Origin of the sequence: Moorena sp. SIO3B2 (genome assembly GCF_010692525.1) — a bacterium.
Taxonomy (GTDB): domain Bacteria; phylum Cyanobacteriota; class Cyanobacteriia; order Cyanobacteriales; family Coleofasciculaceae; genus Moorena; species Moorena producens.
Genome location: NZ_JAAHHE010000339.1, coordinates 1 through 6,347 on the forward strand (window position 1 = coordinate 1; position 6,347 = coordinate 6,347).

Sequence of the window (6,347 nt, forward strand, 5' to 3'; positions counted from 1 at the left end):
CTGAAGCTGATAGCTGATAGCTGATAGCTGATAGCTGATAGCTGATAGCTGATAGCTGATAACTGATAGCTTACCTCCTAACTAGCAAGAAAGCTGGCTAAATAAATCCAGGGTAGTTCTAACAGAGAACGATTATAAATACTGGTAATAAAACAACGCACAGGCACCCCCGCAGGAGGTTTGCTCATGGCTACTAGTTGACCTTGTACTGGTCGAAAGTAGCGCTGGGAAACATAGCTATGACGTTGATACCAGTTTTTCCGAGAACGCAGTGGATCATAGGCAAGCTGAAAGGCTTCCTGCTCTAAATTGCAAAATAGATCGGCTTTGTTTAAACAAATCACAATATGTCGTACCTTGGGGCAATCATCATGAAAAAAATCTACCCACCGTTGAAATCGATTACACCACTGTTGTTGAGTAGGAAATTCCGAAAAGTCTACCGGAGCCTGGGGTGATAGCATCTCCCGATAGGGTGGCAAGACTAGCAAAATCCCCTCGCTCTGCTTTACTGCTGCCAAGACCTGCTGCCATTGTTGGGGATTATCCAGCTGCCAGGATTTGCGCCAGACTTCCCCCGGAGTATCGATCCAGTCTACAGAGATGGTCTTGCGACCAGCCGGTAACGTTACTTCTACATCAAGGGAACGAGTGGTATAGACATTACTTGGATCAACTGGTGTGGGTCGAAATTTGTCTTCTTTTTCATCAAAGAAGAGTGCCTTCAGGTTGTCGTAACTCTGGTTGGGGATATGGACATAGTCAAATTTAGAGTTAGTTAACTCAATTGCTAAGGCTGTCTTGCCGGTATTGCGATCGCCTATGTAAATTACTGCCACCGTCTAGTCAAGATTATTCTATTACTATCTCACCCAAAATCTTTTTGAATAATTATACAGCAAAGGGAACAGCGGATCTGGGAACAGGGAATATGGCATCAAAAATTATCACAATTCCTACAGGGATTGTTAAGGGCGTTTATAAATGAGATGTAAACCTAGGAGGTCTTTTTTTTGTGGACAATAAAACTGAGGTTCTCTTGCCCCTCTTGCCTTTAGCATGCATGCCTTTTGCCTGTTGGCCTTTGGAAATATGTTCACAACTCAAATAAAAACGCTATATACTTTAGTTCCTAGCTGAATCCTAATCTCTTGGTGATATTTGGAAGCAGCTCTGTAATCGGCTTGCCATCTTCTCCGATATCCCTAGCTTCTCTGTATAATCCAGCTGCATTATCTGTATAGTCCTGGCGGGATGGTTGTTCCTTAGAAACTTGTATCATCAGCTTGGTGGTGTATTCGTCTAGTTTCTTTGCTTGTTCCGGACTCAAGGCTGACTTGGCTTGTTCTAAAACCTGTACCAATCCCTGTAACAAGGCTTCCTTCTCTTGGTAATGGATAATTCGTTTCATCTGGTGAGCCAGTCCGTGGAACAGGGGAACAAATTTCCAGTCTTCTAGCTTTGTTGCTGGGAATTGAGGGGGACAAATTTGATTGAGGATGTCCATGTCTGCACCCTCAACACCCACTGCCAGGAAGTTGAGTTGCTTTGCCGCCACTTCCTGCTTCACCCGTTGGGCGGCATTCTGCCAGTGATCACTGGGAGCACTACCTGTAATCAGTACTATCCAGGGTGGACAGAGTGGCAGATTCTGGTTTTTGTAGATAGACTTGCGGTTTTCAATTATTTTCAGTGCTAATTCAATTCCTCGCCCTGTCGCTGCTGTGCCGCTCAACTCCAGTTGATGGAGAGAAAAGTTTCCAGCAGTAGTCAAAGACTGGACTACTTTAGCAGAATTGCTAAGTGTATTGCTAAGTGTTACGATAGCTACCTCAACACAACGGCAAACTGTCTCATCCTTTACTAATTCTTGTTCAAAGGTATTAATTCCCTGGACTAATTGTTCGAGATACTCCTCTGGCATGGAACTAGAGGTATCGAGTAGCAACACAATTGGGTAACGTGGCAGGGAAGCTTGTAGTTGAGGAGGTTTTGTAGATCCTGTGGCAGATAGTGCTGGTTGCGTACCACCAATACGTGGATGAAGTAGAGGCAGTTGAGTTATTGGGTTGCCTAGCAGCATGGGAGCGATGAAGGCATCAAGCAGTCCAGAGTGGCTTCCACTAGAGTCAATCAAGACCTGAGGGAGTTGAATTTGAGGCAAGTTCTCTACTCTGACCTTAGCTAGAAAGTATTCGGGGCCACCGAGGGCTTGAACTTCAGCACTGAGTTTAGCTCCGATGGCATCTGCTTTTGCTTGACCTATTGCTCGAATCGATCCTGCTTTAACCTGGGCATCAACTATATCTGGCTGCCTATCCGCTACTGCTTTTCTGTGCTGATATTCTTGGCGTTTTTTTTCTTCATCTATTTTTACATCATAATTCTTGCTTCTCTGTTGAATCTCCGAACCCTCCCTGAGAAGCTTTTCTATATTATCGGGCAAATCAATCTCACTAATGGAGGTTTTAACTGCTTCAACCCCATATTCACTAAGAGCTTGTTTAATTTCTGTTGCTACATCATCTTGTCGATCGCCGTGGTTGTTTTTAAAGTCCATTAACTTGTAACCTTGGGCAGCAATGATAAATTGAGATCTAACCATTGCCTCTAGTACCCTGTTGACAAGATTTTTGATAGAGCTAAATTTTTGAGTACCAGAATCAGTTCCAGTTTTTAGCTCGGATAGAGTAGCTCCCTCAGAAACAATACGAGAAATCATCTGGGGAGCATTTTCTTCTGGTATTTTAATAGTCTGCGTCACCTCAATATAAAAAGTAAATCCATCCTTGGAACTCAGCTTTAAAGCTTGGAGATTGGCATCATAGTTTGTAGCATCTTTGTCCTTATTTGACCAATCCAGTGTAATTTCATGAGTTGGGACTATAACAACCTTCATAACCTCAGTGTTAATAGGATGAATCCTGGCAGAGAGGGGGGTTTTCCAAATCCCTTTGTATCCACGTTCAACTAAGTGATTACCAGGTTGTTGAAGATCTTTCCCAACACTTGAGATCACTACTCCCACTGTTCCCGTGGGAATCTTGGTCAAAGGGACTAGTTTTACATCAACAAACCAGGGATTTAGATTCCAAGATCCTGCTGTTAAAAACTCCTCCTGCAAACCTCTGTAACCACCACGGTCAATGAATTGCTGTGGATCTTGAAACTTGTTATGTCCCTCAATGTAGGGGCAAGCAATTTCACCTACTGGAATTGGTTGACCATCCTTAGTGGTAACAATACCAATCTTGTCTGAGTCTATTTCACAGAGCCGCAAATCTTTAGGCTTCATGTTGTGCTGGGAAGCATTTGCGGAAGTAATGACAGTAAACAGTTCAGTGTTAATGCGGTAGATTCCCTCTTTCAAAATACTTAACTGCCTACCTCTTTCGCCACCGTTTTCTAAAAATGCACGGGCATCTTGGAAATCGTTACAGTCCACAGCTCTACCTAAAATGCGTCCCGATGGAATTGGTTCTCCATCTTTAGCAACCACTAGGGCAATTTCTCCTAGATGAACTTCGATCGCTTTTTCTATACGAACTTCGTACAGCCAAGAAATATACTGGAAATATATTCCAGGGGGGAGAATATCAGCTTGGTAACCTGCTTCTCCATGGAGAGCTATATGCTGGCCAGGGGGGAGTTGGGCACCAAATTTTTTTCGCACAATGCCAAATTCATTTGGACCAATATTAATCATTACTGTTACCTCAAAATTAAAGTTATACTTGCCTTAAACAACAAGTCTCTACGCGAGACAATAAACCTGTGAAATTATCCTTCAACCTCCTCAGTTTAATTGGATCCCTGGGATTAGTTAATGGTAAAGATGGAAGATGTCCTTTTGGAGCATTTAAAGTAAAGGTAAAGTCATCATAGTTTTCGATCCACTTATTTTTTATACGCCAGCCTACACACTTACTAAAGTTACAAGAAAATCTATCCTCATCAAATTCACCCCGTTTACCATCAAGACTCAGCCAGATATCCCTCTGCACAGTAAAGCCAAATCTATTTTGACTAAATGTTCTCCAGAGTTGATCTATTACGCAAAGGTCTGGGCAAGGGAAGTTTTGGATATCTATAACTCTTAACCAAGCATCTTTATCCTGTAGTCGGTTAGCAACTTCGAGGATAACTCTAGCTGTCTCCAAGTCTGCTTCTTTCCATTTTCCTGCCGCCAAAAGCTCGCGGAGTTGGCTATAGTTAGCGCGAGGTTTTTCATCCGGTGGATTAACAACTGGCGGCTGCTCCGGTGGTCTTGACTGTGAAGTTAAACTGGAGTCCTCATCCAGAATCGGGGGTTTAGGTAAAGGTAACGGATCTAATTTAACTAGAGGCAACCGTAAATATGAGACTGTTTTTTTCAGTTCTTCTTGCTCTAGAGAGCTTAGATGAGCTTTTCGCTCACGAATTTTTTGCCAAGTTTCTTCACTATCGGTTTCTAACTTAAGTTGGCGGCGTGGATCATCCTCACAGCGTAGCCGATCTTCAATTTTTTTGATTAAAGCAAGATCTTTATTAATTGCTTCTAGGAGGTACTGACGTTCATCCACGGTTTAGTTCCTCTGTAATTTAGCCACCAATTGCTCCCAAGCCGACTTGATGTTGAATCCGCTTCCGAGTTCAATCTCACCTTCGTACTCCACAAGCATTGGCACAATCGGCAGAGCAACTTTCAACCTATGTTTAAAATCCATGCCTGGATCTTTGATGATGTCACCAACAGTTTCTACTTCAGAGCTGGGTAAAGCCGGAATACGCTGCTCTAGCAAAGCTAGCATCTGCTGCATCTGTTGGTCTGGCACCTGATTGGCTTCCACTGCATCTAGTAGCTTCTGGGTCAAAACCAGTTCCTTTTGATCTAACTGCTCAGCGATCGCTCCAATCACAACCTGTTCAGTGGAACCATAGCGGTTCAGTAAGGCTTGACGTGTTTTCTTAAGGTCTTCGTAGATAGCAAACTGACCGCTCAACAGGATGTTCATCTTAGCATGCATCTGTTGCAACTGGCTTTCTACTTTCTGCATCTGAACAGATTGAGACCCCTTCAACTCCTGGTTCAGTTCTTCATACTCCTGTTGGTATTTAGCAACTGACTCCCGCTGTCGCTCAATTTCCCTGCGATAGTTAGCTCGGTCACGAGGATTGTTGGTATAGCGCAATTCGTCCTCGTAGTCTTTAAGCAATTCTTGGTCTTTGGCAATGTTATCTGCCAAATCTTGCAGCCTCTGGTAAAAAATTGAAGAAATCACAGCTTTAAATTCCTACGTTATGGGTTGGATTGCAGGTAAAAGATGGGATATTTAGTTTCTATTTTCCAATTAAGGTAGAACTCTCGACTCCCAATCACTCTACCACTAGTGCTGGTCATTTTCTTGGCCTATGGCTTTTGGATTAGGTAAAGCACTGGGCATTAAGGTTAGGAGATTGATACAAGTTGAAAAGCTGTTGTAGTCAACTTTTAGGTGCGACCCGAACGCGCCCCGCGTCGGCTTTGCCGATAGGTGCGACCCAAGGCCGGGTTCCTTACAAGGGTAGGTTTTTTACAAAGGGGCGAGTAGGTACTTTCATGATTGTATAAACTTCTCCCCATATGTATCAAAATACACAATAATTCCCGGGAAACTTCTCCCGATTTCCCGCTTCTGACCACTCCCGACTCCCAATTCCCGATTCCCTCGGTGCGCTTTCCGTTGGCGAATTAAATTCGCCACGGGTCGCACCGCTCCCGACTACCTCAAGAATTTTTTACAAAAATTTTCACAATATGCTATAATATAATATTTTTTGTGATATAATCAAATTGTGGACATAAAATCCACGGTAAGAGCCAGCCTAGGGATGTTCCTAGGCTCAAGGCTGGCTCTTGGTCCCCCTGAAAGGAGATAACCTAATATTATGTCTTATCGTCCATGCCTATATCCATGGGTTATGATCCGGCTATTGCCACGGAGGCCACCAGTAGTTTTCGCTCGGTTCCATAACCGTTCCGATGCCAAGAACTATTTACAGGCTCTGAAACCTCTGATGCCTAATGCCAAGTTTGTCCTTTTTTTGATATAGGTCTGCCCATGGATCAAGAAGAGAGTACGTAGGGTGCCTTAGGGGCGGACGCTGCTGGCGAATTCGTGAAACCCTTATTCTGCCGTAATCTGCTCCCCTCTCCCAAGGTTGGGAGAGGGGCTGGGGGTGAGGCCTGATAGGGCTTCTTGGTAAGTTCGCGAAATATTTCGCCAACAGCATCCGCCCCGTAACGCACCACCTTTGGCATTGGCATTGCTGAATCTTGGAATCAATAGGAGTAGAGTGGGCATCCTGCCCGCTCGAAAATAAGGAGG

6 protein-coding genes are annotated in these 6,347 nt (G+C 43.9%); all 6 read right to left on the reverse strand.

Translation table 11 applies throughout. The features are described 5' to 3' along the window. Positions 1-77: 77 nt before the first annotated feature. Positions 78-839 carry a hypothetical protein gene (locus F6K38_RS32970; protein ID WP_287359317.1) on the reverse strand — a complete coding sequence of 254 codons (762 nt, stop codon included), beginning with the start codon at positions 837-839 and terminating at the stop codon, positions 78-80. A gap of 293 nt (positions 840-1,132) precedes the next feature. Further along, the gene (locus tag F6K38_RS32975; RefSeq protein ID WP_287314751.1) at positions 1,133-3,706 is read right to left on the reverse strand and encodes an SPFH domain-containing protein; all 2,574 of its coding nucleotides are present in this window, start codon (positions 3,704-3,706) and stop codon (positions 1,133-1,135) included. Between the two features lie 22 nt (positions 3,707-3,728). Continuing rightward, positions 3,729-4,562 carry a GUN4 domain-containing protein gene (locus F6K38_RS32980; RefSeq protein WP_287314753.1) on the reverse strand — a complete coding sequence of 278 codons (834 nt, stop codon included), beginning with the start codon at positions 4,560-4,562 and terminating at the stop codon, positions 3,729-3,731. Between the two features lie 3 nt (positions 4,563-4,565). Continuing rightward, on the reverse strand, positions 4,566-5,261 hold the full coding sequence (locus F6K38_RS32985) for a hypothetical protein (protein WP_287314755.1): 696 nt from the start codon (positions 5,259-5,261) through the stop codon (positions 4,566-4,568). Between the two features lie 315 nt (positions 5,262-5,576). After that, entirely contained in the window at positions 5,577-5,723 is a 147-nt protein-coding gene (locus tag F6K38_RS32990; protein WP_287314756.1) for a hypothetical protein, read from the reverse strand. A gap of 423 nt (positions 5,724-6,146) precedes the next feature. After that, on the reverse strand, positions 6,147-6,347 hold a 201-nt coding region (locus F6K38_RS33000; RefSeq protein WP_287359320.1), incomplete at its 5' end, for a hypothetical protein.

Bases quoted from the DNA above. Each gene is read 5' to 3' on its own strand.
- F6K38_RS32975 (WP_287314751.1), bottom strand. From the start codon at position 3,706: ATGATTAATATTGGTCCAAATGAATTTGGCATTGTGCGAAAAAAATTT.